The organism is Laceyella sacchari, assembly GCF_004343255.1.
Lineage (GTDB): Bacteria > Bacillota > Bacilli > Thermoactinomycetales > Thermoactinomycetaceae > Laceyella > Laceyella sacchari.
In genome coordinates this window covers 145,266-165,013 of sequence record NZ_SMDD01000003.1, presented here as the reverse complement: position 1 = coordinate 165,013, position 19,748 = coordinate 145,266, and the positions used below count along the sequence as shown (strand labels likewise).

The window sequence follows — 19,748 nt, the reverse complement described above, 5'->3', positions numbered from 1 at the left end:
AATGGCAGGATCGTCCATCTTCCTGCGTCATGCTGATGGCCTTTCCCCATAATGGAAGACTGGGGATTCTTGAGTGACCGCTTCGATGGAAGGGCGACCCAAGCGCACTCCGCCGGCCCAGCGGTGCCACGGATTTCATTGTCATCGGAAAGGTGCCGGACTGGCAGTATAGTTTACCGCTTTGTCCAGCCGACTTCCTTCATCCGTTCGATAAGGACTAAACACCAGCACATTGTAGCATACCTCTTCTTTACTTGCAAGGTGCAGAAGAGTTCAGTATCATGAATGTGTTGTTATCCTTTAAATCATCTTGACAGTATTGTACAATTGTTCTAGTTAGCAAAGAAACCTCACTTCGGGAGGAATATGTATGAGCTTAGAAGTTTCCACGCAATATGGACAAATCGAAGTGGCCAATGAAGTGATTGCGACGGTAGCGGGCATTGCTGCGATGGATTGCTACGGTCTTGTTGGCATGGCTTCGCGCAGTCAACTGAAGGACGGAATCACTGAACTGCTGAGACGGGAAAACTTGAGCAAAGGGATTGAAGTGCGTTCGGAACACGGTGAAATCGTGATCGACATGCATATTATTGTCGGCTACGGCACCAAGATTTCGGAAGTGGCTCACAACGTTCAATCAAAAGTGAGATATACCCTTGACCAAATGATTGGACTCAAGGTGAATCAAGTCAACATCTTTGTACAGGGTGTGCGGCTGGTGAATGAGGATTAAGGAGGAACACTGTTGGGACAGCAATTTATTGACGCAACAATGTTTTTACAGATGATGCGCGCCGGTGCGCGTAGCTTGAATAATAATGTGGAAACGGTGAATGCCCTGAACGTTTTCCCTGTGCCGGATGGGGATACGGGAACCAACATGAACCTGACCATCACTTCCGGTGTGCAGGAAATGGAGAAATCTGCCACGGCTGAGACCGTGGGTAAGCTGGCGGAAGCGCTTTCTCGGGGGCTCTTGATGGGTGCGCGCGGCAACTCGGGCGTGATTTTGTCCCAGTTGTTCCGCGGCTTCTCCAAAGCAGTTGCCGATAAGGAGCGGATTAACGCCCGCCAACTGGCCGACGCGTTTCAACGTGGGGTGGAGACGGCTTACAAAGCCGTGATCAAACCCGTTGAAGGGACCATTTTGACGGTGGCGCGCGAGGCTGCCGATGCGGGGATGAAGCGGTCTTGGGGCACTGAAGATCCGTTGGTGATCTTGGAAACGGTGTTAAATGAAGCCAAGCGGACACTGGCGCGGACGCCGGACATGTTGCCCGTGCTGAAGACGACAGGGGTTGTCGACGCCGGCGGTCAGGGGCTGGTCTTTATTTATGAAGGGATGTTTGCTGCCCTTTCCGGACAAGTAACGGCTGAAGCTACCGAAGTTTCCGCGTTGCCCGATCTGGATACACTGGCTTCGATGGCGCATGAGAATTTCCAGGCCAAGATCGATCCATCGGAAATCGAACACGGCTACTGCACGGAATTTATCATTAATCTGAAAACCGACCGCCGCGAAACCAAACCGTTCGACGAAGAGGTGTTTCGCAACGAAATCGGCCAGTTTGGCGACTCGCTACTGGTTGTATCTGACGAAGAATTGGTAAAAGTACATATCCATGCGGAGTTTCCGGGGGATGCCCTCAACTGCGCCATGGCATATGGGGATTTGACACGGATCAAAATCGACAACATGCGTGAACAACACGCAGCAGCGGCCGGCGAAGCACCAGCAGCCAAACCTGCGCCAAAAGCTGCGCCGGACAAAAAGTACGGCATTGTGGCCGTGGCGGCAGGCCCGGGGATTGCTGACATCTTCCGTTCGCTGCAAGTAGATGTGGTGATTGAAGGCGGTCAGACGATGAACCCTTCGACAGAGGAGATTGTCAAAGCAATCCGCCGTATCAATGCGGAGCATGTCATCATCCTGCCCAACAACAAGAACATCATTTTGACGGCAGAGCAAGCAGGCGAAGTGGTTGACACACCAGTGACCGTGCTGCCGACGCGCACCATTCCGCAAGGCTTGTCCGCTTTATTGGCCTTTGATGCCGATGCAGAGCCGGCTGCCAATGAAGAGCGTATGCGGGAAGCGTACCAAGCGGTGCAATCGGGTGAGCTTACTTACGCCATCCGCGATTCCAAGCTGAACGGGCATGAGATCAAAAAAGGTGACTACCTTGGAATCCGCGAAGGCAAGATCGAGCTGGTCGGCCAGGAAGTGACCGAAACGGCGGTGGAATTGGTGACGCGGATGATCGGTGAAGGGGCGGATGTGGTGACGATCATCTACGGTCAAGATGTGACCGCGGACCAAGCCGAAGCCCTTCAAAAAGCGATCGCGGAGAGACATCCTGATGTGGAAGTAGAAGTCCATGAAGGCGGGCAACCGGTTTACTACTATCTCTTCGCCGTAGAATAAGCTTGTGGGAGGTCTCAGCATGGGAAATGTGAAAGTCTTTTGTGACAGCACTGCCGACATTCCGCAACATCTGATCGAGGAGCTGGATGTCACGGTCATTCCGGTCAAAGTTCAAGTGGCGGGAGAATCGTATTTGGATCGGGTGACGATCACGCCCGCTCAGTTTTATCAAAAGATGAAAAGCACGCCGGATCTGCCGATGACTTCGCAACCGTCTCCGGTTGAGATCACCGAGGCGTATCGGGAAGCGATTGAAGCCGGGGCGAAGGAGATTTTGTCGATCCATATTTCGTCCAAGATGAGCGGCACTTTCCAAACGGCGTTGTTGGCTAAATCGATGATTGAAGAGGAATACCCCGATATCCGCATCGAGGTGATTGACAGCCGGGCAGTGACATACGCGCTGGGCGTGCTCGTGGTGATGGCGGCCCGGGCGGCGAAACAGGGGCGTTCTTTGGCCGAATTGCAAGAATTGGTTCAGCGCTTGCGCGAGGAGCAATTACTTGTGGCATTGGTCGATACCTTGGAATATCTGCAAAAAGGTGGCCGGATCGGGAAGGCGTCAGCGTTAGTCGGTTCGCTCTTAAACATCAAGCCGATTATCTCAATCAATGACGAAGGCGAGATTTACGCGATCGACAAGGCGCGTGGGAAGAACAAGGCGCAAGCCAAAGCGTTTGAGATATTGAAAGAGAAGGGGCCATCCGGACCGGTTTCTGCGGCGATCCTGCATGCCGATGAAAAAGAACAAGCTGATATCTGGCTGGAAAAAGTCAAAGAGTTGTTCGATGTCAAAGAAGTGGTCGTTGTCGATCTTGGACCGGCTGTTGGAACCCACGCGGGACCAGGCACCATCGGTTGTTTGCTGGTTCCCGTGGAGGAAAGTTAACTTGCTGTCGTGATTGAGGTGGAAAAATGAAGTACCGAACTGTTTTTGATATTATAGGTCCCATTATGATTGGTCCTTCAAGTTCTCACACAGCCGGGGCGGCAAGAATCGGACGTGCGGCCAGGACGATCTTCGGACGCCAGCCCAAGCGCGCCATCATCACGCTGTACGGATCGTTTGCGAAAACCTACCGCGGGCATGGAACCGATGTTGCACTGGCAGGTGGACTGTTAGATTTTGATACTTTTGACAAACGAATGGTGCAATCGCTCGACATTGCCCGGGAAGAAGGAATGGAGATCATTTTTCGGGAATCTGAAGAGCTGACGGATCATCCCAATACGGCGCGGATCCGTTTGGAGGATGAAGAGGGCGAAGTGGAAGTGGTGGGTGTCTCGATCGGCGGCGGCAAGATGGAGATCATCGAATTGAACGGTTTTGACTTGAAGTTGTCAGGCAATGATCCTGTGCTACTCGTTTTGCACCAAGACCAGTACGGAGCGGTAGCCAGTGTGGCCACTGTATTGGCCAAACATCAAATCAACATCGGATTTATGCAAGTGTCGCGGAAAGAAAAAGGCTCCCAAGCACTGATGTCTATCGAGACAGATCAGAAAGTGGAGGAAGAAGTGCAAGCGGCAATCAGGAGCTTACCCGGCATCCATGCCGTGACGATTTTATAATCCGCCAGAGTAACCGCCGTTCCTTGTCGACCGGCGGTTTTCTTTGACGGATGATATTGGCAACCCTGCGCTGCTTTCGCATGGTTTATCATGGAGATAAAAAGGGATTTTTCCGGTTTGAATGGAAAAGGGGTGAAGCCCCGCTTGCGTTGGGAACGGGTGTGGCAATAGATCCGGAAAATTATGTGACAGAGAAGGGGATTGGAACGATGAAGTTTCGAACCGTGGCAGAATTGGTAGAGCTGGCGGAATCAGAACACCTGAAAATATCAGATGTGATGCTTGCCCACGAAGCAACGGTGTTTAATCGGCCGGAGGAAGACATCTTTGATGAGATGGGGCGCAACCTCGATGTGATGCTTGAAGCGATTAAACGGGGATTGACCGAAGACATTCGCTCGCATAGCGGTTTGACGGGCGGAGATGCCAAAAAAATACAGGAGTACAAGCGCACCGCACCGGTCTTGCTTTCAGGCGGGACAGTATTGGATGCGGTTTCACGAGCCACTGCCGTTTCGGAAGTGAATGCGGCCATGGGCACGATTGTCGCCACCCCGACAGCAGGAGCATGCGGGATTCTGCCAGGTACGATTGCTACTGCGGCGGAAAAACTGGGTTCCGATAGGGAAACGATGATCCGTGGATTGTTCACTGCGGGAGCGATTGGCTTTTGTATTGCCAACAACGCCTGTATCTCAGGTGCTGCTGGCGGATGCCAAGCTGAAGTCGGCTCTGCTACGGCGATGGCAGCAGCGGCGGTGGTGGAGATGGCCGGAGGAACGCCTTCGATGTCTGCGGAAGCGGTAGCCATCGCATTGAAAAACATGCTCGGCTTGGTGTGTGATCCGGTAGCCGGCCTGGTGGAGGCGCCCTGCGTTAAACGAAACGCGATGGGTGCTGCCATTGCGATGGTGGCAGCAGATATGGCAATGGCGGGTGTGAAAAGTGTGATCCCTACAGATGAAGTAATCGATGCCATGTACAAAATCGGCCAATCGATGCCCGTGGCTCTGCGTGAAACAGCTTTGGGCGGTTTGGCTGCTACTCCCACAGGCCGGGTGCTGGAACGGCAAATTTTTGGGACGATCGACCAGAAATCATGAATTTGAGCCAAATTCCGGTGGATGCCCTTCCCGGAGTGGGAGAGCAACGGAAACAAGATTTGGCCGAGCTGGGGATTCACACGATTGCCGATTTGTTGGCGCATTACCCTTATCGTTATGAAGATTATCGCTTAAGCGATTTGTCGCAAGCTGAACACGATGACCGAGTGACGGTGCGAGGGCAGGTTTTTGGACAGCCAAGCGTCCGCTGGTTCAATAAGAAAAAGTCACGCATGACCGTCAAACTGGATGTCGACGGTGTGATGGTGAATGTTATTTGGTTTAACCAAGCTTATTTGAAAGACAAGATCCGGGCTGGCCAAACATTGGTCGTTTCCGGCAAATGGGACCGGCATCGTCTTTCGATCAACGCCGACCGCACATTTGTGAGTCAAGCGGAACAGGAGAAGCATCTGGGTCGGTTGGAGCCGGTGTATTCTGTCACCAGTTCGATCAAAATGCATTGGTTGCGCAAATTGATTTATGAAGCATTTACGCAATATGGGCGGGAGATAGAAGAAATCTTGCCGCAGGAATTGCGTGAGCGGTATAAACTGATCCCGCGCGCCCAGGCCATGTACTACCTCCATTTTCCCAAAGGCAAAAAGGAAGGCATGCAAGCGCGACGCCGTATGGTGTATGAGGAATTGCTGTTGTATGAACTGAAGCTCATGTGGTTGAAAAAAATAACCCGCACGGAAACGGAAGGGATCGCCCATCGGTTTTCTGACGACGAGGTGGAAGCATTCATTGCTAAGCTGGCATTCCCGCTGACCGGCGCGCAACGGCGCGTGGTTGAGGAAATTTTGTCCGACATGAAGGCGCCACACCAGATGAACCGCTTGTTACAAGGAGATGTGGGTTCGGGAAAAACGGTGGTGGCCGCCATCGCCTTGTACGCCAACTATTTGAGTGGACACCAAGGGGCGCTAATGGTGCCGACGGAAATCTTGGCTGATCAGCATGCCAGCTCCATCAGCAAGCTGTTAGCACCGTTTGGGGTGAATGTCGTCCCATTGACGGGAAGCATGACAGCCAAGGAGCGGCGGGAAGCGCTGGGGCAGATCCAGATGGGCTTGGCCAATGTTGTCGTTGGCACTCACGCCTTGATTCAAGAAGCGGTGGTTTATCGTGATTTGGGTTTGGTCATCATGGATGAACAGCATCGTTTTGGCGTCAAACAACGGGCTACCTTAAGGCAAAAAGGGGGCGCACCGGATGTGTTGCATATGACAGCCACACCGATTCCACGCACATTGGCGATCACCGTGTTCGGGGAGATGGATGTGTCGACGATTGACGAAATGCCAGCTGGCCGCCAGCCGATTGACACGTATTGGGTTAAAAAAGACCTGTGGCCCCGCATCGTCAATTTTATTGCCAAGGAGTGCCAAAGTGGGCGCCAAGCTTATGTGATTTGTCCGCTGATTGAAGAGTCAGAGAAGCTGGATTTGGAAAACGCTCAGGAAGTGTTTGAACAGCTGGCTACACAGTTGGCACCGATCCGGGTCGGCTTGTTGCACGGACGGATGGCCCCGGCGGAAAAAGAAGAAGTGATGCGGTGTTATGCGGAAAATGAGGTGCAAGTGCTAGTGTCAACCACTGTGGTCGAAGTGGGTGTTAACGTGCCCAATGCGACAGTGATGGTGATTTATGACGCCGACCGCTTCGGCTTGGCGCAATTACACCAATTGCGTGGCCGGGTTGGGCGCGGTGGGGGTGCTTCCACCTGTGTGCTGGTGGCTGATCCTAAGTCGGAAATGGGCGTGGAACGGATGCGCATTATGACCGAAACGACGGATGGATTTGAAATTTCTCGCCGAGACTTGGCATTGCGCGGACCGGGTGATTTCTTGGGTGTGAAACAGAGTGGCCTCCCCGATTTCAAGTTAGCCGATTTGAATGAAGATGTCCGGGTATTGGAGGTGGCGCGCACGGATGCGGCATGGTTGGTGAATCAACCGGACTTTACCACCCGTCCCGAGTGGCGTCCCCTCGTGGAATATTTGCGTGAAAACCAATTGGAAACGCTCAAGCTCGATTAAGCCCGTCTAATTGAGACGGGCTTTTTGGTGTTTTCGGGGCTGGCTTTGCGGCGCACAGTCATGCCCGGAAGCGTATGCATAAGATGAAGCGTTGACACTACGGGGGTGAACAGTGTGAGTAAAACAGCGTTTTACCGTGAATTGGCGCAGGAGATCAACCAAACGGTTGGCAGGGAAGCGGTGACTACCGAGCAGCTAAAAGAATTGGTTCGCCAAGCGAAGATGATTCGGCGAACGCAAGGGCTGATGGGACTGCTGGCATTTGCTAACCAGTTGCCGTACCGCTTTCTCACACCGCATGAAGTGCAAATGATCCAACGTTCGCCGCGATACAGAGAGCTGTCTAGGCGCACCTTGCAAATGTTGGTGATGGAAGGGGTGATCACCCCGTTTGAAGCGAATATGGTGCGAATCTGATCGTCAGCGATTTAGGCGGCGGGCATGGGTGTCCATCCATACGGTGGTTGCCGTGGTTTCATATGGTATAGGGATTGATTTGACCACCTAAGGGAGAGGAAAGGAATGAAGAAAAAGCACCCGAAAAGAAATGTGATGAATAAGCGGGCTCTCAGAACACAAAATCTGGAAAAACCCGTTTTCGGCTTCATCGATGAATTTCCATGGGAAGAGGCCGGAGCGATGGGGGAACCGAAGCCACCGTCAAACCGGGGTTTCTCCGAGTACATGGCTGACAGCTGGGAAGAGGATTGGATTTTCGGTGGTGGATGGGAGCCGCATCACGAAATGCCCACGCCGATGGAAGTGGATAAAAAGCGCAAAGGGGACGGAAAAAAGAAGAAGTTTTCGCCTTATGCCGAATCATCTGAGCCGACGTCACGGCTGGATGAAGTGGAATGGCCCGATTTTTCCGAGCTGGCCGCGGATGACTGGGATACGCAAAACGACATGGAGGAATGTCCGCCCGGTTTTGATGAATTGTCTCAAATCCGCTTGTCACAGCGGTCCAAAAAAACGAAAGCGAGAAAAGGGAAAGCCAGATCGTAAAAAATAGGCTCGCGGATATTTCCGCGAGCCCGATGTATCTTCCACAACATCGGTGTCAGATACTTAATGGGAGAGGAGAAACCGGAGGAAGAGCTTATGGGGAAACGTAAGTCTTCTCCGCGGTTTGACAACATCATCACGACGCTGTCATCAATTAGGATTGCCGGTTTACCCTTTTTTATACATCTTGCAATCATTTTATTTTAGATCTTCTTTATGGTAGGATTAAACGTGTTATGTTCAATTGAACTAAGAGGAGCAAGGTGACAATCCATGCGAATTATTGCTGGCAACCGCAAAGGAACGCGGCTGAAAATGGTGCCTGGCCAACATGTTCGACCGACGGCTGACCGTGTGAAGGAATCGCTGTTTTCGGTGATCGGTCCGTTTTTCGACGGCGGATACGCCCTCGATTTGTTTGCCGGTACGGGTTCATTAGGTTTGGAAGCGCTTAGTCGAGGGATGGAGCGCGCTTTTTTTGTGGATCAATCTAGGACAAGTTGTGAGACGGTCAGAGCAAACGCAGCGTTGGCAAAGTTGTCGGACCAAGTGGAAATCATGCGCCGCGACGCCAGGGCGGCATTAAAAACCTTGAACGAACGGGGCATTCGATTTGACATCATTTTTCTCGATCCGCCTTACCACAAGCAATTGCTCATTCCCGCTTTGACGGAGATCGCCGAGCTTGGTTTGGTGGCGGAGGAGGGGGTAGTGGTGGCGGAGCACCCAAGCCAAATCTCCATGCCTGAAAAGGTGGGGCGACTGACCTCTTTCCGTAGCTTGTCCTATGGTGACGTGGCGATGACGTTGTATACAACGGAAGAGAAAGAAGGGGAAAACATATGAAAGTAGCCGTCTATCCAGGAAGTTTCGATCCGATTACATATGGCCATTTGGATATTATTGAGCGTGGGGCCAAGGTGTTTGACAAGATTATTGTTGCTGTATTGGTCAACTCGTCCAAAAAGCCCCTGTTCAGTGTAGAAGAACGCAAAGCGTTGATCAGTCAAGCGACGGCTCATTTGCCGATGGTGGAAGTGGACAGTTTTGACGGCTTGCTCGTCGATTACTTGCACAAGCGGCAAGCTAACGTCATTCTGCGCGGCCTCAGGGCGATTTCTGATTTCGAATATGAATTGCAACTCGCATCGACCAACCGCCAATTGCGCCCGGAAGCGGAAACCTTCTTTTTGATGACAAGCAATCAACATTCGTTTATCAGTTCCGGCATGGTGAAAGAAGTGGCCAAACACGGAGCCGATGTCAAAGAGTTGGTACCAAATCATGTGGCAATGGCATTGGCCAAAAAATTTGGCCGCGAATAATTTCCTGCACTCCAAGCGGGCTGGGCAAGTGTGTATGGATATATGGGAGGCGGTAAAACATCCGTTTCTGATGAACGCTGATGGACAAGTGCAGTGAATGAAAAAAACGGTGTTTTAGCGCTTCCCATCTCCTTTCTTCAGGGCCCTACCGCAAAAGAAACAAGAGCTCTCACACTGCCACAGCATGAGAGCTCCCCTCATTCTCAAGAGATGGAACGATGGCGTATGCGTTCACATAAAATAAAGATACAACTCAAAACCAAGATCGTGATGGAAGTCCATTCCAATCCCGTCCACAACGGCGTTCGTAGCGGATGAAACACGGACACCGCTGCGGGCATATGGTGCAAATGCTTTTGCAACAACGGATACAATAGAACAGTCAAAGCGCTGGAGATGATCGCATGTAACAAGCGGGCTACAAAGTACGGAGCGTAGCGGATATCCGTTCGGCTGATCATGCTTGCCACTTGCGCGTGGATGGAAAGCCCGTTGAAGCCGATGACTAGGCTGACGATGGTCAATTTGAACATCAGCGGAATAGCAGGCGAAGCGGCGCTAGCTAGTTGCGATCCCAATGTGATTTCAAACATGCCGGCGGTAATCGCTTCCGACAGGCTGGCCGGAAAGGATAAAAACTCCAAAACGTGCGCGATGCCCCTGTTGAATAGTGTGGTTACGCCCACATAATTGACTAAATGCGTGAGCACCGAGAACATCATGATAAATCCACCGATCAATAAGAGGGTTTGCACGGCCGAAGTGACTGCTTGGCCGATCAATTGTCCGAGTGTTCTGCCATCTTGCAGGCGGGCTCGATGCATCGCCCGCAAGGCTCGCAACAGGATGAAGCCTGTTTTTTTGACCGGCGGTTTGGAAGGTGGCGCTTTCGGCTCATGAAATCGCATGAGGAAGCCGACGGCAAACGCTCCTAAATAATGGGCGAGCGCGAGGATAATGCCGACTGAGGTGCTCTCAAAAAAACCGACGGCCACGGCTCCAAAGATAAACAGCGGTCCGGCGGTGCTGGTGAAGGAAACAAGGCGCTCCCCTTCTTCCCGTGAGATTAATCCCTGTTCTCGTAAGCGGGAGGTAAGTTTGGCGCCCATCGGATTGCCTGAAATCAATCCCACTGCCATTACAAAACCGCCTGCACCTGGTACGCGGAACAAGGGCCGCATCAAGGGTTCCAATAAAACGCCCATAAAATGGACGACTCCGAAGCCCATCATCATCTCTGCCGTGATAAAAAAAGGGAGCAATGCCGGGAACACGACATCCCACCAGATTGACAATCCCCGGATGGATGAGCGGAAGGCTTGCTCCGGATACATCAGTAGCACAACCGCGATAAAAAACGCGATGAACGCAAATGTGACCGTTTTTAATTGACTTCGGAGAAGGGGTTGCATCATATTTATTCTCTCCTCGTGGACAACTCAGACATTAACATGTCTACGTAAAACGTGCGTGATTTAGACCGTTTATTCTAAGAATGGAGGGTGGTTCATGGCACGCCCCAAAATCGGCCTGGCGTTGAGTTCAGGTGGTGCGCGAGGGATGGCGCATCTGGGTGTGGTGAAGGTATTGAAGGAAGCGGGAATCGATGTCCAATATGTGGCTGGGAGCAGCATGGGAAGCGTGGTTTCAGTCATGGTGGCCAATCGATTGAATTTGGATTTGTGCGAAAAGTTGGTTTCCGGTCTACGGGTGAAGCATTGGTTGGATCTGACGGTGCCCAAAATGGGCTTGGTTATGGGAGAGAAAGTGCAAGAACTGATCCGCCTGTTGGCTCACCGCAAACGGATCGAAGAACTGCCGATTCCTGCGAGGATCGTGGCCACTGATCTAGTCAAAGGGGAGCCGGTTGTATTCAAAGAGGGGCCGATTGATGTCGCGGTGCGTGCCAGCATTGCCATTCCCGGCATATTTGAACCGGTGCGGATCGGTGATCAGATATTGGTCGACGGGGGCGTCATTGATCGCATTCCGATATCGGTGGTGCGGGAAATGGGAGCGGATTTTGTGATTGCCGTTGATGTCATCCCCAGGGTAAACAAAGCCAAGATCAAAAATATTTTTGATGTGATTGCACAAACTTTAGTTATCATGGAGAAAGAAATAACCAGCCAGCGCTGGCCGATGGCGGATTTCCTCATCCATCCCGATGTGGCTGACATTTCGCCGACGGCGTTTAACCGGATGGATGAATGCGTCAAGCGCGGAGAAAGGGAAGCGCGAAAAGTTCTGCCCCAACTGCTGGCGTTAATTGAGAATTGGCAAGGAGAGAAATCACGAGATGAGCTTGAATCGGTCTGACCAACGGAATATTTGGGGGGTGATTGCCCTTTCCATCCTCTGTTTTTTGATCGGAGGTGCTTTTTTGATCCCCATCCCTTACTTTGCCATCGGCCCTGGCAAGGTGGTGGAAGTGGGGCCCTTGGTGACCGTTGGCAAAGAAAAGGGCAACGAGGAAGGGAGTTTTCGGCTGACCACGATATCGATGAAGCAGGGGGCTCCTGTCGACCTATTGCTGTCGCGCTGGACAAGTACTACCGAACTGGTTCCAGAAGAAAACATTTTGGCCGAGGATGAGGATAAGCAGGATTACCAGCGCAGACAAACCATCAATATGCGCTTGTCACAGAATCAGGCAATCGTGGCCGCCTTTCGCCATGCCAAACGGCCTGTTTCCCAAAAAGTGTTGGGAGTTGAAGTGGAGCGAGTGCTGAAAGAAGGAGCCTCTTCTCTTAAAGAAGGGGATGTGATCAAGCGGATTGACGGAGAGCAAGTTGATTCGACACAGCAATTGATATCCCGTCTCAGCCGCAAACGAGCGGGTGAACGTGTGGCATTAACTCTTTTGCGCGATGGCAAAGAGATGCAAATTACCGCGTTCTTGGTCCCTTTGCGGGTTGACCCGGGGTCTAAGCCGCGTGCTGGGCTGGGAATCGTGCCGGTGGAAAAAGTGGAAGTGAAAACAACACCCCCTACCCACATCGATGCCCGGGAGATCGGTGGCCCTTCCGCAGGTCTGATGTTTGCTTTGGAGGTCTTGAACCGGTTGGTTCCGGAAGATTTAACCCGAGGGTACCGGATTGCGGGAACGGGGACGATCACGGCAGAGGGGGAAGTTGGACAGATCGGGGGGATTCAGCATAAAGTAGTGGCCGCGGATAAAGCGGGCATGGATGTGTTTTTTTGCCCCAAAGACATTCGTCCCGAAGATCAAAATGAAAAAACGGCTAAGCAAACGGTGAAGCGCTTGGGAATCAAGATGAAAGTGATTCCTGTGTCCAATTTGGATGAAGCAGTTCAGGCGCTGAAAAAGTTGCCGCCGAGGGAACAGGCATCTTTCAAGTCAAAAACATTGACAGGTGTCGCTTAAGTGTCTTATAATAACCCTGTTTTTACACAAGGAGTGGAATCATGCAGATTTCCCTGCACAAGTTGAACCAAGCAAAAGACGGGCAACTCGTGATACGTGAAACGGTTGCTCTGGACACGATGCCTGGTGAAGTCCCAGGGCTGATTCGGTTAGCGCCCGTAGAGGTCGAGGCCCGTGTGACGCGGCTCGATCCACACTTGATCGAAGCAGATGTCGAAGAGGAAAGCAAGGCGACTTTCACTTGTTCGCGCTGCTTGCAAGAGTTTGAAACACCGGTTCATGTCAAGTGGACGGAGTTGTTCACGGATGAGGCGCATCGGGCCGTGGAGACAGAGGAGCAGGAGATCCACTATTTTGAAGGGAACGAGTTGGATCTTTCCCCATACATTCGGGAAGCGCTTATGCTCCAACTACCTTACATTCCGGTGTGTCGGGAAGATTGCAAAGGACTCTGTCCAAAATGTGGCGTCAATAAAAATGCTGATTCCTGCAATTGCCAAGTGGAGAAGATCGATCCACGTTTGGCGGCTTTGCAGGATTGGCTCGATCAAAACAAATAAAAGACGTGTGAAAACTTCCCGGTCTTATGTTACATTCTTATAGGGGGTGAAACAGTATGGCAGTACCATTTAGACGCACTTCTAAAACTCGTAAGCGCAAACGTCGCACCCACTTCAAACTTTCCGTACCAGGTATGGTAAATTGCCCGCAATGTGGAGCTCCAAAGCTTTCCCATCGCGTGTGCAAAGAGTGTGGGCACTACAAAGGCTCTGAAGTTGAAGGCGTAGTAAACGAGTAATAGCGAGCCAAGAGCCGACGGTGAAGTCGGCTCTTTATATTTTTTCCATTGCCCAATAAGCATTTTTTTTATATACTGACTTAGTACCTGGTATTAGAATGTGGTATTAAAGAGAGGTGGGCTCCGCTATGCGCATCCCAAAAAAAGAGAGACAAAGGATAATCGCTCAATCCTTTCAGGAAGAACCATTTTTGACAGACGAAGAAATGGCCAAGCGGTGTAATGTAAGCATCCAAACGATTCGTCTGGATCGCGTTGAATTGGGGATTCCCGAATTGCGGGAACGAATCAAGCACATGGCGGAGAACCATTTTGATCCTGTAAAATCGCTGTTGCAGGAAGAAGTGATCGGAGAGATTGTCGATTTGCAACTGGATCAAAGTGGTGTGTCCATTCTGGAGATAAACAAAGAGCATGTATTCGCCCGCAATCAGATCGCCCGGGGGCATATCCTTTTCGCCCAGGCCAACTCGCTTGCGGTGGCCATCGTCGATGCAGAGGTGGCTTTGACGGGATCAGCGGGAATTCGATTTGTGCGCCCCGTCCGATTGGGAGAGAAATGTATAGCGCACGCTAAGGTTATCAGAAAGCAAATTAACAACAGTTTGCAAGTGGATGTGAAAACCAAAGTGAATGGCGAGATTGTCTTCCAAGGAATTTTTGATGTGTACCGCTTGGAAGACGGGCGTGTATCCATGTGAGGAGGAACAACAATGCGGATTGCGATAGACGCGCATGGTGGAGACCATGCCCCTCAAGCGGTGATCGAAGGGGTTAAAATGGCGTCGCGAGAGTGGCCCGACACCACCATCATTCTTGTGGGATGCGATGAGAGCGTCTTGCCGGAGCCGCTGCCGGGAGTGGTCTTTAAAAAAGTAACAGAAGTCATTGAACCAGACGACGAACCCGTACGGTCGGTCCGCCGGAAAAAAGATTCCTCCATTGTCGTTGGATGCCGGATGGTGAAAGAGAAAGAAGCCGACGCTTTTATCAGTGGCGGAAATACGGGTGCGCTGATGGCTGCGGGCCTGTTTTACACGGGACGTTTGCCTGGGGTCGATCGGCCTGCGCTAGCACCGGTTTTGCCGACCTTGTCAGGGAAAGGGATTTTGGTGCTGGATGTAGGGGCTAACCCCGAGGCACGTGCCGAACATTTGCACCAATACGCCAAATTGGGCAGTGTGTATGCCGAAAGGGTGTTGGGATTTGAAGCCCCGCGCGTGGGCCTGCTTAACATCGGGACAGAAGAGGGCAAAGGGACGGAATTGAACAAGGCGGCGTTCGCTTTGTTCCAAGAAGACGAATCCCTTCGCTTTCTGGGAAATGTTGAAGCGCGTGAAGTGTTGTATGGGCCGTGTGAAGTGTTGGTCTGCGACGGATACAGCGGCAACATCCTGTTGAAGAACACGGAAGGAGTTGCTAAAGCCGTTTTTGATCGCCTGAAACAGGAGCTTACACAAAATCTGCTCACCAAACTGGCGGGTGCCATCTTGAAGCCGGGATTGAAGCGTTTCGCCAAAGAGATGGATTACAAAGAACATGGCGGCGCTCCGTTGCTGGGACTGGCCGGTCCGATCATCAAAGCTCATGGATCGTCTGACGCCACCGCGTTTTTCAATGCGATACGGCAGGCGCGCCGATTTGTTGAAAACAATGTCATGGTTCAACTGGAAGCGGAATTTTCGCGTGGGAGAGGAGAGTGACGGCGTGGGCGCAGTTGGAATTCTTGGGACAGGTGCATATGTACCCGAAAAAGTGCTAACCAATGCCGATTTGGAGAAGATGGTCGACACCAATGATGAGTGGATCGTATCGAGAACGGGGATTCGTGAGCGGCGTATCGCCGCCCCGGACCAAGCGTCCTCTGATTTGGCTGTCATAGCAGCTGAGCGGGCTTTGGCCCATGCGGGATTGACAGCTGACCAGCTGGATTTGATCATTGTGGCGACAGTGACTCCGGATATGTCGTTTCCAGCGACAGCCTGTTTGGTGCAAGACAAACTCGGTGCGACCAAGGCGGCAACGTTCGACCTTTCCGCAGCGTGCACTGGGTTTTTGTACGGGGTGTCTACCGCAGCCCAATTTATCCAGAACGGCATGTATAAGTACGCGTTGGTGATTGGGGTGGAATGCCTGTCCCGCATCGTGGATTGGTCAGACCGTAACACCTGCGTCCTGTTTGGGGATGGCGCAGGGGCGGCTGTGCTTGGCCCGGTTGAAGACGGATACGGTTTCCTCTCTTACGAATTGGGAGGGGACGGCTCAGGGAAGGACTTGCTGAAGCTGGAAGCGGGCGGCTCACGTAAGCCGGCATCTCAACAGACATTGGATGAACGCTTGCATTTCATTTATATGAACGGCAGAGAGGTGTTCAAATTTGCTGTCCGTGTGCTGGGCAATGCGACAGAAGAAGCACTTGCTAAAGCTGGTCTTGGCAGAGAGGACATCGATTTCCTGATCCCACACCAAGCCAACATCCGCATCATCGAATCGGCGGTCAAGCGGTTCGGTCTAACTGAGGACAAGGTGGTTGTCAACTTGGATCGTTATGGCAACATGTCTTCGGCATCTGTGCCGGTGGCTTTGGATGAAGCAGTGAAATCAGGCAAGATCAAAAAAGGAGACACACTGGCCTTGTGCGGGTTTGGCGGAGGACTCACCTGGGGTGCCACCATACTCAAATGGGCGCTTGATTAAGTGCAATGGGGGGGAGACATGATGGGTAAAATCGCTTTGATCTTTCCGGGACAAGGATCGCAAACAGTGGGAATGGGGCAGGACATTTGCGAACACAGCGAGACGGCGAAGCAGATTTTTGAAGAAGCGGACGCCACATTGGGCTATGCATTGTCGGAGCTTTGTTTTCACGGCCCGGAAGAGGAGTTGCGCTTGACGGCCAACACGCAGCCCGCCATTTTGACCACCAGTGTCGCGTTGTATGCCGCGTTGCGGGAAAAATTACCACTCACGCCGGATTTTGTGGCAGGACACAGCCTTGGAGAATACTCCGCGCTGGTAGCGGCGGGAGCGATGAGTTTCCGCGATGCGGTGACGACCGTGCGCAAGCGGGGGATCTACATGGAAGAAGCAGTGCCGGCGGGTGTCGGGGCCATGTCCGCAATTATGAATCTGGAGCGCAACAAGTTGGATGAGGTTTGCCGGAGCGTGTCCAAAGTGGGGCATGTGGTTGAGCCAGCCAATTACAATTCACCGGCCCAGATCGTCATCTCCGGACATGCCGCCGCAGTAGTTGAAGCAGGTGAACAGGCGGCAGAAGCGGGAGCGAGACGGGTTATTCCTCTGTCGGTCAGTGGTCCATTCCACTCCTCTCTGATGCAACCAGCGGCCGAACGGCTTAAAGCGGCACTGAGTCAAGTGACTGTACACGACGCCTCCGTGCCGGTCGTGGCCAACGTGACGGCGGAAGCTGTTTCGAGTTCGGCGGAAATCGTGGAATTGTTGGTTAAGCAAGTCGCTTCGCCCGTGTTGTGGGAGGATAGCGTGAGATACATGCTGAATCAAGGGGTGACCACTTTTGTGGAAGTGGGTGCCGGCAGTGTACTCACTGGTCTGGTGAGAAAGGTTGACCGCAAAGTGAAGGCGATTTCCATCCAGGATACACAAACGCTGGAGCAAGCGATTGAACAGCTTCAAACTCTCAGCTAGATGAACAGGAGGGAAACCGGGTATGTTAAACGGTAAGACGGCAGTGGTAACGGGCGGATCGCGGGGGATTGGGCGCGCGATTGCCATTACATTGGCAGAAGCCGGCGCCGATATCGTCATTTTCTACGCCGGGAATCATGCGGCTGCAGAAGAAACGATTCAATCTGTGCGGGAAAAGGGCCGGCAAGGCTTAGCCTTGAAAGTGGACGTATCTGACAAGGAGCAAGTTGATGCGGCGATGAAAGAGGTGGTGTCCACCTTTGGGCGCGTCGATATTTTGGTGAACAATGCGGGCATTACGCGTGACAATCTGCTGATGCGCATGAAGGAAGACGAGTGGGATCAAGTGATTGCCACCAATCTCAAGGGCGCCTTCCTCTGCACCAAAGCAGTGATCCGACCCATGCTCAAGCAAAAAGGCGGACGCATCATCAACATCAGCTCCGTCGTCGGCGTGGCGGGAAATCAAGGACAAGCCAACTATGTGGCGGCCAAAGCAGGTTTGATTGGACTTACCAAAACCACGGCCAAAGAATTGGCAAGCCGTGGTATCACCGTGAATGCCATTGCGCCTGGGTTTATTGAGACGGACATGACGTCTGTGTTGGACGAAGCCTTGAAGGAGCAAATGCGTTCCGAGATACCGCTTGGGTATTATGGTACCCCGCAAGACATCGCTGAGGCTGTTAAGTTTTTGGCTTCAGACTCCGCGCGTTACATCACCGGACAAACAATTCATGTCGATGGTGGCATGGTGATGCAATAAGATGACATTGCTTGTGGGGAAGTTGTCCCGTATAATACTGAGGGGAGGTGAAAGATATGGCAGATACGTTAGAACGTGTAAAAAAGATCATCGTTGAGCGTCTGGATGTGGATGAGGCGGAAGTGACGCTGGAAGCGTCCATCAAAGAAGATTTGGGTGCCGACTCACTCGACGTAGTGGATCTCATCATGGAATTGGAAGATGAGTTCGAATTGGAGATCGGCGATGATGAAGCTGCTAAAATCTCCACGGTTGGAGATATTGTAGAATATATCAACAAACATAATTAATCGCTACTTCATACTTACTGTATAAAGTCCCGCTCTTGTTGCGGGACTTTATACACAACGTACTAAAAAGCGTATCAGCTATGTTGAGAAAGGCGGTGGATCAGGTGAATAAGAGGGTTGTGATCACCGGTCTTGGAATAATTTCTCCCCTTGGTAACGATGTAAACACATTCTGGAATCATCTGATCGCAGGCAAGTCCGGGGTGGGGAACATCACCCATTTCGACACAACGGACTATGCAGTGAAGATTGCCGCAGAGGTCAAGGATTTTGACCCGCTGAATTATATAGATAAAAAAGAAGCACGCCGCATGGATCGATTTGTGCAATTTGCGGTGGCGGCGGCCAAAGAAGCACTGAAGCACGCTGAATTGGACATGAACAAAGTGGACGCCAACCGTGTAGGGGTTTATGTGGGCTCCGGGATCGGCGGACTGTCGACTTTGGAAAACCAACATCGCGTGTTGATGGAGCGAGGACCGCGCCGGGTTAGCCCATTCTTTGTGCCGATGATGATTGCTAACATGTCTTCGGGCATGGTGTCCATCCACACTGGCGCCAAAGGGCCCAACAGCGCGGCGATCTCGGCTTGCGCGACCGGCACGCACTGCGTCGGCGACTCGTTCAAGATGTTGCAACGCGGCGATGCCGATGTGATGTTGGCAGGTGGCACGGAAGCAACCATTTTGCCAATGGCCATAGCTGGTTTTTCGGCGATGGGTGCCTTGTCCAGCCGCAATGATGATCCGCAAAAGGCTAGCCGTCCGTTTGACCGTGACCGTGACGGATTTGTCATGGGTGAAGGAGCGGCAGTGTTGGTGTTGGAAACGCTGGAGCATGCACAAAAACGCGGTGCCAACATCATCGCTGAAGTTGTGGGATATGGGATGACGGCTGACGCCTATCACATCACCAGCCCCGACCCACAAGGAGATGGCGCGAAACGAAGCATGGAGATGGCGCTGTCCGATGCCGGTCTGAAACCGGAGGACATCGATTACATCAACGCCCATGGTACATCAACCGATATTAACGACAAATTTGAGACGATGGCGATCAAAGCTGCTTTCGGTGAACATGCGCATAAGTTGGCGATTAGCTCAACCAAATCCATGATGGGGCACTTGCTGGGTGCGGCGGGAGCGATTGAAGCGGCAGTGCTGGCGCTTACGCTCAAAGAGCAAATCATTCCGCCGACAATCAATTTGGAAAATCCGGATCCCGAATGTGATTTGGACTATGTGCCGAATGAATCGCGTAAGGCGCGCGTCCGGGCCGCCATTTCGAACTCACTCGGTTTTGGCGGGCACAATGCCACCATCTGCATCAAAGAGTTTGCGGAAGCGTAAGGGGATGAACAC

Annotated in this window: 22 protein-coding genes; 21 read left to right on the top strand and 1 reads right to left on the bottom strand. The window is 52.2% G+C overall.

The features are described from left to right. Positions 1-370 precede the first annotated feature (370 nt). The 10 genes from EDC32_RS11105 (at position 371) to coaD (ending at position 9,478) form a co-directional block, all read left to right on the top strand. Positions 371-736 carry an Asp23/Gls24 family envelope stress response protein gene (locus EDC32_RS11105; protein WP_022736391.1) on the top strand — a complete coding sequence of 122 codons (366 nt, stop codon included), beginning with the start codon at positions 371-373 and terminating at the stop codon, positions 734-736. Between the two features lie 12 nt (positions 737-748). Continuing rightward, on the top strand, positions 749-2,428 hold the full coding sequence (locus EDC32_RS11100) for a DAK2 domain-containing protein (protein WP_170176055.1): 1,680 nt from the start codon (positions 749-751) through the stop codon (positions 2,426-2,428). A gap of 19 nt (positions 2,429-2,447) precedes the next feature. After that, positions 2,448-3,317, top strand: coding sequence for a DegV family protein (locus EDC32_RS11095; RefSeq protein ID WP_132222257.1), 870 nt, complete (start codon positions 2,448-2,450; stop codon positions 3,315-3,317). A 26-nt stretch (positions 3,318-3,343) separates the two neighbouring features. Continuing rightward, entirely contained in the window at positions 3,344-4,000 is a 657-nt protein-coding gene (gene sdaAB / locus EDC32_RS11090) for an L-serine ammonia-lyase, iron-sulfur-dependent subunit beta (RefSeq protein ID WP_054096012.1), read from the top strand. Positions 4,001-4,209: 209 nt separating this feature from the next. Continuing rightward, positions 4,210-5,103 (top strand): L-serine ammonia-lyase, iron-sulfur-dependent, subunit alpha, encoded by an 894-nt coding sequence (sdaAA, locus tag EDC32_RS11085; RefSeq protein ID WP_029071817.1) that lies wholly within the window; start codon positions 4,210-4,212, stop codon positions 5,101-5,103. Next, the gene (gene recG, locus EDC32_RS11080; RefSeq protein ID WP_211341926.1) at positions 5,100-7,148 is read left to right on the top strand and encodes an ATP-dependent DNA helicase RecG; all 2,049 of its coding nucleotides are present in this window, start codon (positions 5,100-5,102) and stop codon (positions 7,146-7,148) included. Before sdaAA ends, recG begins: the two co-directional genes overlap by 4 nt. 114 nt (positions 7,149-7,262) lie before the next feature. Continuing rightward, on the top strand, positions 7,263-7,565 hold the full coding sequence (locus tag EDC32_RS11075; RefSeq protein ID WP_022736385.1) for a hypothetical protein: 303 nt from the start codon (positions 7,263-7,265) through the stop codon (positions 7,563-7,565). A 105-nt stretch (positions 7,566-7,670) separates the two neighbouring features. Beyond that, positions 7,671-8,153 carry a hypothetical protein gene (locus EDC32_RS11070; protein WP_132222253.1) on the top strand — a complete coding sequence of 161 codons (483 nt, stop codon included), beginning with the start codon at positions 7,671-7,673 and terminating at the stop codon, positions 8,151-8,153. Positions 8,154-8,426: 273 nt separating this feature from the next. Beyond that, positions 8,427-8,999 carry a 16S rRNA (guanine(966)-N(2))-methyltransferase RsmD gene (rsmD, locus tag EDC32_RS11065; protein WP_132222251.1) on the top strand — a complete coding sequence of 191 codons (573 nt, stop codon included), beginning with the start codon at positions 8,427-8,429 and terminating at the stop codon, positions 8,997-8,999. Beyond that, positions 8,996-9,478, top strand: coding sequence for a pantetheine-phosphate adenylyltransferase (gene coaD / locus EDC32_RS11060; protein WP_132222249.1), 483 nt, complete (start codon positions 8,996-8,998; stop codon positions 9,476-9,478). Before rsmD ends, coaD begins: the two co-directional genes overlap by 4 nt. A gap of 203 nt (positions 9,479-9,681) precedes the next feature. Here coaD and ylbJ read toward each other — a convergent pair whose 3' ends face one another. Continuing rightward, a complete protein-coding gene (gene ylbJ / locus EDC32_RS11055; protein WP_246026932.1) occupies positions 9,682-10,893 on the bottom strand; it encodes a sporulation integral membrane protein YlbJ in 1,212 nt (403 codons plus the stop codon). A 94-nt stretch (positions 10,894-10,987) separates the two neighbouring features. On the opposite strand from ylbJ, the gene EDC32_RS11050 reads away from it, so the two are divergent. The 11 genes from EDC32_RS11050 to fabF all read left to right on the top strand — a co-directional run bounded on the left by EDC32_RS11050 (position 10,988) and on the right by fabF (position 19,736). Then, positions 10,988-11,797 (top strand): patatin-like phospholipase family protein, encoded by an 810-nt coding sequence (locus EDC32_RS11050; protein WP_132222247.1) that lies wholly within the window; start codon positions 10,988-10,990, stop codon positions 11,795-11,797. Then, on the top strand, positions 11,778-12,866 hold the full coding sequence (locus tag EDC32_RS11045; protein WP_132222245.1) for a SepM family pheromone-processing serine protease: 1,089 nt from the start codon (positions 11,778-11,780) through the stop codon (positions 12,864-12,866). The genes EDC32_RS11050 and EDC32_RS11045 overlap by 20 nt, the downstream gene beginning before the upstream one ends. 41 nt (positions 12,867-12,907) lie before the next feature. Next, on the top strand, positions 12,908-13,426 hold the full coding sequence (locus EDC32_RS11040; RefSeq protein ID WP_132222243.1) for a YceD family protein: 519 nt from the start codon (positions 12,908-12,910) through the stop codon (positions 13,424-13,426). Positions 13,427-13,482: 56 nt separating this feature from the next. Next, on the top strand, positions 13,483-13,665 hold the full coding sequence (gene rpmF / locus EDC32_RS11035; protein WP_083465011.1) for a 50S ribosomal protein L32: 183 nt from the start codon (positions 13,483-13,485) through the stop codon (positions 13,663-13,665). 128 nt (positions 13,666-13,793) lie between these two features. Beyond that, positions 13,794-14,366 (top strand): transcription factor FapR, encoded by a 573-nt coding sequence (fapR, locus tag EDC32_RS11030; RefSeq protein WP_022736377.1) that lies wholly within the window; start codon positions 13,794-13,796, stop codon positions 14,364-14,366. Positions 14,367-14,378: 12 nt separating this feature from the next. After that, positions 14,379-15,368, top strand: coding sequence for a phosphate acyltransferase PlsX (plsX, locus tag EDC32_RS11025; RefSeq protein WP_132222241.1), 990 nt, complete (start codon positions 14,379-14,381; stop codon positions 15,366-15,368). Beyond that, positions 15,319-16,362, top strand: a complete 1,044-nt coding sequence (locus EDC32_RS11020) for a beta-ketoacyl-ACP synthase III (protein ID WP_132222984.1) — start codon at positions 15,319-15,321, stop codon at positions 16,360-16,362. Before plsX ends, EDC32_RS11020 begins: the two co-directional genes overlap by 50 nt. A gap of 21 nt (positions 16,363-16,383) precedes the next feature. Then, positions 16,384-17,331, top strand: a complete 948-nt coding sequence (gene fabD, locus EDC32_RS11015) for an ACP S-malonyltransferase (RefSeq protein WP_132222239.1) — start codon at positions 16,384-16,386, stop codon at positions 17,329-17,331. 22 nt (positions 17,332-17,353) lie between these two features. Next, complete coding sequence (gene fabG, locus EDC32_RS11010; RefSeq protein ID WP_132222237.1) at positions 17,354-18,097, top strand: 3-oxoacyl-[acyl-carrier-protein] reductase; 744 nt, start codon at positions 17,354-17,356, stop codon at positions 18,095-18,097. Between the two features lie 56 nt (positions 18,098-18,153). Next, positions 18,154-18,387 (top strand): acyl carrier protein, encoded by a 234-nt coding sequence (locus EDC32_RS11005; RefSeq protein WP_022736372.1) that lies wholly within the window; start codon positions 18,154-18,156, stop codon positions 18,385-18,387. A gap of 104 nt (positions 18,388-18,491) precedes the next feature. Further along, a complete protein-coding gene (fabF, locus tag EDC32_RS11000; RefSeq protein ID WP_132222235.1) occupies positions 18,492-19,736 on the top strand; it encodes a beta-ketoacyl-ACP synthase II in 1,245 nt (414 codons plus the stop codon). The last annotated feature ends 12 nt before the right edge of the window (positions 19,737-19,748 follow it).

Excerpts from the sequence above, each read along its gene's own strand:
- sdaAB (WP_054096012.1), top strand. The coding sequence starts at position 3,344 with ATGAAGTACCGAACTGTTTTTGATATTATAGGTCCCATTATGATTGGT.
- plsX (WP_132222241.1), top strand. The coding sequence starts at position 14,379 with ATGCGGATTGCGATAGACGCGCATGGTGGAGACCATGCCCCTCAAGCG.
- sdaAA (WP_029071817.1), top strand. The coding sequence starts at position 4,210 with ATGAAGTTTCGAACCGTGGCAGAATTGGTAGAGCTGGCGGAATCAGAA.
- EDC32_RS11105 (WP_022736391.1), top strand. The coding sequence starts at position 371 with ATGAGCTTAGAAGTTTCCACGCAATATGGACAAATCGAAGTGGCCAAT.
- rpmF (WP_083465011.1), top strand. The coding sequence starts at position 13,483 with ATGGCAGTACCATTTAGACGCACTTCTAAAACTCGTAAGCGCAAACGT.
- ylbJ (WP_246026932.1), bottom strand. The coding sequence starts at position 10,893 with ATGATGCAACCCCTTCTCCGAAGTCAATTAAAAACGGTCACATTTGCG.
- fabG (WP_132222237.1), top strand. The coding sequence starts at position 17,354 with ATGTTAAACGGTAAGACGGCAGTGGTAACGGGCGGATCGCGGGGGATT.
- EDC32_RS11005 (WP_022736372.1), top strand. The coding sequence starts at position 18,154 with ATGGCAGATACGTTAGAACGTGTAAAAAAGATCATCGTTGAGCGTCTG.
- fapR (WP_022736377.1), top strand. The coding sequence starts at position 13,794 with ATGCGCATCCCAAAAAAAGAGAGACAAAGGATAATCGCTCAATCCTTT.
- fabD (WP_132222239.1), top strand. The coding sequence starts at position 16,384 with ATGGGTAAAATCGCTTTGATCTTTCCGGGACAAGGATCGCAAACAGTG.
- EDC32_RS11095 (WP_132222257.1), top strand. The coding sequence starts at position 2,448 with ATGGGAAATGTGAAAGTCTTTTGTGACAGCACTGCCGACATTCCGCAA.
- EDC32_RS11070 (WP_132222253.1), top strand. The coding sequence starts at position 7,671 with ATGAAGAAAAAGCACCCGAAAAGAAATGTGATGAATAAGCGGGCTCTC.
- recG (WP_211341926.1), top strand. The coding sequence starts at position 5,100 with ATGAATTTGAGCCAAATTCCGGTGGATGCCCTTCCCGGAGTGGGAGAG.
- rsmD (WP_132222251.1), top strand. The coding sequence starts at position 8,427 with ATGCGAATTATTGCTGGCAACCGCAAAGGAACGCGGCTGAAAATGGTG.
- EDC32_RS11050 (WP_132222247.1), top strand. The coding sequence starts at position 10,988 with ATGGCACGCCCCAAAATCGGCCTGGCGTTGAGTTCAGGTGGTGCGCGA.
- EDC32_RS11020 (WP_132222984.1), top strand. The coding sequence starts at position 15,319 with ATGTCATGGTTCAACTGGAAGCGGAATTTTCGCGTGGGAGAGGAGAGT.
- EDC32_RS11040 (WP_132222243.1), top strand. The coding sequence starts at position 12,908 with ATGCAGATTTCCCTGCACAAGTTGAACCAAGCAAAAGACGGGCAACTC.
- coaD (WP_132222249.1), top strand. The coding sequence starts at position 8,996 with ATGAAAGTAGCCGTCTATCCAGGAAGTTTCGATCCGATTACATATGGC.
- EDC32_RS11045 (WP_132222245.1), top strand. The coding sequence starts at position 11,778 with ATGAGCTTGAATCGGTCTGACCAACGGAATATTTGGGGGGTGATTGCC.